This is a genomic window from Nonomuraea sp. NPDC001636, assembly GCF_040298265.1.
In the GTDB taxonomy this organism is placed as follows: domain Bacteria; phylum Actinomycetota; class Actinomycetes; order Streptosporangiales; family Streptosporangiaceae; genus Nonomuraea.
The window spans coordinates 1-4,052 of the sequence record NZ_JBEOZT010000078.1 but is presented as its reverse complement, the minus strand read 5'-3'; the positions used below and the strand labels follow the sequence as shown (position 1 = coordinate 4,052).

At 70.7% G+C, this 4,052-nt stretch carries 9 protein-coding genes; all 9 read right to left on the bottom strand.

Going from position 1 to position 4,052, the window contains the following annotated elements; translation table 11 throughout:
* Positions 1 to 68: 68 nt before the first annotated feature.
* Positions 69 to 569: a DUF7426 family protein gene (locus ABT158_RS50995; RefSeq protein ID WP_352366710.1), complete on the bottom strand. Its 501-nt coding sequence runs from the start codon at positions 567 to 569 to the stop codon at positions 69 to 71.
* Complete coding sequence (locus ABT158_RS50990) at positions 569 to 1,039, bottom strand: phage tail tube protein (RefSeq protein WP_352366708.1); 471 nt, start codon at positions 1,037 to 1,039, stop codon at positions 569 to 571. Before ABT158_RS50990 ends, ABT158_RS50995 begins: the two co-directional genes overlap by 1 nt.
* Before the next feature lie 12 nt (positions 1,040 to 1,051).
* Positions 1,052 to 1,489 (bottom strand): minor capsid protein, encoded by a 438-nt coding sequence (locus ABT158_RS50985; RefSeq protein ID WP_352366706.1) that lies wholly within the window; start codon positions 1,487 to 1,489, stop codon positions 1,052 to 1,054.
* A gap of 58 nt (positions 1,490 to 1,547) precedes the next feature.
* Positions 1,548 to 1,811 (bottom strand): hypothetical protein, encoded by a 264-nt coding sequence (locus ABT158_RS50980; protein ID WP_352366704.1) that lies wholly within the window; start codon positions 1,809 to 1,811, stop codon positions 1,548 to 1,550.
* 89 nt (positions 1,812 to 1,900) lie between these two features.
* Positions 1,901 to 2,215, bottom strand: coding sequence for a hypothetical protein (locus ABT158_RS50975; RefSeq protein ID WP_352366702.1), 315 nt, complete (start codon positions 2,213 to 2,215; stop codon positions 1,901 to 1,903).
* A complete protein-coding gene (locus ABT158_RS50970) occupies positions 2,212 to 2,631 on the bottom strand; it encodes a hypothetical protein (protein WP_352366700.1) in 420 nt (139 codons plus the stop codon). Before ABT158_RS50970 ends, ABT158_RS50975 begins: the two co-directional genes overlap by 4 nt.
* Positions 2,632 to 2,645: 14 nt before the next feature.
* Positions 2,646 to 3,155 carry a hypothetical protein gene (locus ABT158_RS50965; RefSeq protein WP_352366698.1) on the bottom strand — a complete coding sequence of 170 codons (510 nt, stop codon included), beginning with the start codon at positions 3,153 to 3,155 and terminating at the stop codon, positions 2,646 to 2,648.
* 10 nt (positions 3,156 to 3,165) lie between these two features.
* Positions 3,166 to 3,732 carry a hypothetical protein gene (locus ABT158_RS50960; RefSeq protein ID WP_352366696.1) on the bottom strand — a complete coding sequence of 189 codons (567 nt, stop codon included), beginning with the start codon at positions 3,730 to 3,732 and terminating at the stop codon, positions 3,166 to 3,168.
* A partial coding sequence (locus ABT158_RS50955; RefSeq protein WP_352366694.1) for a hypothetical protein occupies positions 3,729 to 4,052 on the bottom strand: 324 nt, incomplete at its 5' end. The genes ABT158_RS50960 and ABT158_RS50955, both read right to left, overlap by 4 nt.

Here is a 4,052-nt window from a genome sequence, read left to right as displayed (position 1 = left end):
GTCGATGCCGTACGTCTCGTGGAGGTCCGCCTCGATCAGGGCCCACTGCTCCAGGAGGCCCGCCCAGGTCAGGTCTGTGCGGCCTTGCGGGGTCGGCTGGTAGCCCGCGGGGTGCTCGTACCACTCCGCGAGGCCTGTGACGGGGTCGATTTCGCCGCACGGGATGAGGCCCGGCGCTGCTCCCGGTTCGCCGGGCCCTGCGGAGAAGGGGCGCCGTCCGTGTTCCAGAAGGATTCGGCGGCGTCGAGGCCCTGGCTGATCCAGACGACGGCGGTGAGGGCGACGTGCCGGAAGCGGGGCCAGTCGAGGTGTTCGCGGAGCTCGGCGTAGGTGTCGCCGAGGGCGGCCTCGTACAGGTTGAGCTCGGCGAGGTCGTTGAGGGCGTCCTGGTCGGGCTCGGCCTCGGGGCTGGCGGCCAGCTTCATGCCGGTCTCCATGAGCTTCTCGACCTTGTGTCCGTTCTCGGCGCTGGGGCCCTGGATGTGGAAGGTGCGGACCTTGCCGTCGAGGCACTTCACGGGGAGGTCGAGGGCGTCGCCGAGGAACTCGTCGAGTGTCTTGAAGGCCATCAGGGAGCCACCGGGTTCGCGATCATGGCGAGCGGGCCGTCGCCGGTGAGGGTCGCCTGGACCTGGTCGAGGGCGGTGTACTCGCCGCCCTGCGGCTCCCAGGTCACGAGCGCCTTGCCCGAGTAGGCCTCGGGCAGCCCGTTGCGGTCGTAGAAGCGGACGCCGACCTTGGAGTTGCCGCCGTACGCGAACGCGGCCGCGCGGAGCTTCTCGTGGACGGCGCTGTAGACCGTGTTGTCGGGCGACGCCTTGCGGTTGAACGTGGCCTCGACGGACCACTCCTGGGCCGTCTTCGTGTTCTCGGCCCAGCCGTCGCTGTCGTAGCTGGAGCTGTTCTCGATGTTGGGCGGGAACTGGGGCTGGAACTCGGTGATGCCGGGGCACAGCTGCCAGTCCGGGGATCCGTCGGTGCCCATGTTGATGTCCATGCGCCACCTGCGGGCGAGCGCGGTCTCGGTCGGCGTCGACATGACGCGGTCCTCCTAGTCGATCAGGTGTGGGGCGGGCCGAGTGGCGCGCACGTAGTAGTTCGCGGTCATCTCCTGGCGGCCGTGGGGGTCTTGACCGAGGAGTGCTTGGGACTGCCGCCAGATCAGCGCCACGCGGGTGCTGCCGAAAAGCAGTCCTTGGCGGTTGTGGAGCGCGGCGAACACCCCGTCGGCGAGGTCGCTCGCGTCGAGGGGGTTCGGGCCGGTCCGGATCCAGACCTGGAGGCCGGTGATGGCATCGGTGAGGTCGGTGTCCTCGACCGGGTACGGGTTGAGCCAGAGGATCCGGTCGGGCGCCTCCGGGCGGGTGCCGTAGCCGATCGCGGTCACGGACTCGTCCGGGCCGTAGACGCCATCGGGCCGGTACTCCCCGAGGCCGGCCGTGGCGAGCAGCCGGGCGGAGCCGTCGAGGACGTCGCGGGTGTAGCCCACCGGTCACCTCCAGGCATGGGTGAGGGCCCGCGCGCGGGCGGGATGGCGGGGTGTGAGGTCAGCCGCGGAGCCAGTCCCGCAGCGGGACGGCCATGAGCCGGAGCATGGTGTCCCGCTCCGTGTTCATGGGCTGCTCCAGGTACTTCGCCTGCCGGCCGGGCAGGTGCTTCCAGCTCAACTCTTCGTGCTGGCGGACCGCGTACACGGTGTCGTAGGTGATCTGGCCCTCCAGCTCGCGGATCATGTTGACCCGGCCGGAACGCTCCAGGGTGCCCTCCTCCAGCGCCACCAGCTGCTTCGAGACGCCCAGCGTGTGCTCCAAGGCGCGTTCCAGGCCCCGGGAAGCAACCCGCCGGCCCCGCTGGGTCCACAGTCGGTCGCCTTCCCAGGACATCCGTGCATGCTGGGGACTCATACGAGCTGCACCTCGACGTGGTCAGGGGTGGGCAAGCCTCCGCCGTCATGCCGGAGCTCCGCGATGACGGTGGTCCGGCGGCCTGAGGGCAGCCGAACCCGGCTCTTGGCCGGGCAGGTGACCCCGAGCCGGGCGTAGAACGTTGCGGAGGAGACCACCTCGTCACCGGCCGGGGAGCGGACCAGTCGGTTCTTCTCCTCGACGAACGCCCTGACGGTGGCCCCGGGCCCGTACTGAGGGCCGGACGGGCCGACCCCCAGGTAGGGCTCCACCGTCACCACGTGGCGCAGCCAGAAGCCGGGCAGCTTCACGACGTCACCACCCCGAGGACGAAAATGTCCGGTGTCAGGTCCGGGCTCTGGAGCGAGTCCCAGACCTTGTCCGCGACCTGCCGCCCCGGAGCGTCCGAACCGGATACCGCGGTGACGGACCGGCTGAGCTTCGCCGAGCCGAGCTCGACCGAGCCCCACCCGGCGCCAGCCGCGCCGGTGGTGTCGCCGATCTCGTCGCCCCACTCGGCCTGAGCACAGACGGCCTCGGCGAAGGCCTCGGCGACCAGAGGGTTGGTGGGCAGCTTGGTAACGCTGTCCACGGTGTACCAGCAGTAGCGGAAGACACTCCTGTCGAGCATCCGGGATGCGTCCGCGAGAAGGATCTCGATGTTCTCGGGCGGGGTCTGCCCGGTGTACTGCTGGTACTGGGAGGCGGTCGCGTAGACGCGTGCCACGACGACCACCTCCCTCAGGCGCTGGCGCCGATGATGACGACGTCGTACGCCACGGACGTCCCGGCACCGGAGTTGGCGACCTTCAGGAGGTCCCCGGTGCCGGCGGTGACGGCGTACGCGGTGGCGTCCGCCGTCCCTACGGTCACCCCGATCGAGGCCCCCGGGCGGAGGGTGATCGTGCCGGTGGCGCCCAGGAGTGTGGCCCACGCGTTCGACGTCGCGTTGCCGACGACGACGTTGTTCACGTTGGCGTCGGCCGCCCGGATGTACAGGCCCTTGACCCGCGCCCACGTGATCGCGGCCCCGAACGCATCGAGCAGCACGCCGGCGAGGTCGAGATCCTCGGTCGCCGACGCGGCCAGGGTGCGCCGGTCGGAGAACATCCGGTCGGCCTTCCCCGCGCCGGTGCCGGACTGCCACGTCGTGGCGGCCCGGACCGTGACCGGGGAGGACGCCGTCGACAGGTCCAGTGCACTGGTGAGGTTGCCGTCGACGGCGATGGACATGGAAGAGGTCAGAGACATGCCGTCCTCCTCAGGTCGCAATGACGAGCGGCACCGCGCGCTTGAACGCGGGGGTGACGATCGTCGCCGGGGCCGTCGCGGTGAGCGAAGAGCCGGACGTCTGGGCGAGGTTGCCCTCCCCGGTCAGGACCGGCTTGGCACCCGTGGAGCCGACCAGCGTCGGCACCGTCGTCGCGGCGATCGCGAGCGCGGCGTAGTACACGCCGGACTTCGTGATCCGCTGCGGCGTCGCCAGCGCGAAGCTCTTCGCCGTGTCCGCAGCCCACGCCTCCGTGGTCTTGTCCGGAGATTGCGTCATCAGCGCGCCGGCTGTGCTGTAGAGGGCGGCGAACTGGTTGGTCGGCGTGCCTGCGGCGGTGGCGCCGGAGATGAAGGTGAGGTTGCTGATCAGGTCGCCGTCCTGGAGGTAGATGGCGACGGAGCACATGACGCCGGTGGCGGCGGTGGCGACGTCGTCCAGGCCGACGCGGGGCAGGTTGGCCCGGTGGAATGTGGCCTCCGGGTCCGGGCGGCCGGCGGAGTTGAGCCAGCCGAGGTCGTTGCGGGGGATCCCGCGGTATGCGCCGAGAACACTCACTGCCCGGCTCCCTTCGTCTCGTCCCCGGCCGGAGCCGCAGGGGTCTTCGCGGCGAGGATCTCGTCGCGCTTGCCGGTGATCGTGGTGCGGGACTTCCTCGCGGTGGCCTCGGCGTCGAGGACGCGGAGGGCCTCTTCGAGGTCGGCGTCTTCGAGGTAGGCGAGTACGTCGGCGACGTCGTGCGCGGCCGGGTCGAACGGCTCCTGGGGGCCGTCCTGCCGCTCTTCATCGGCGGGCTCGTCCTCGGCGTCCGGCGTAAGGGCGTAGCCCTGGCGGCGGAAGTACTCGATGGCGGCGCGCCCGTCCTTCGTGGAGTCGTC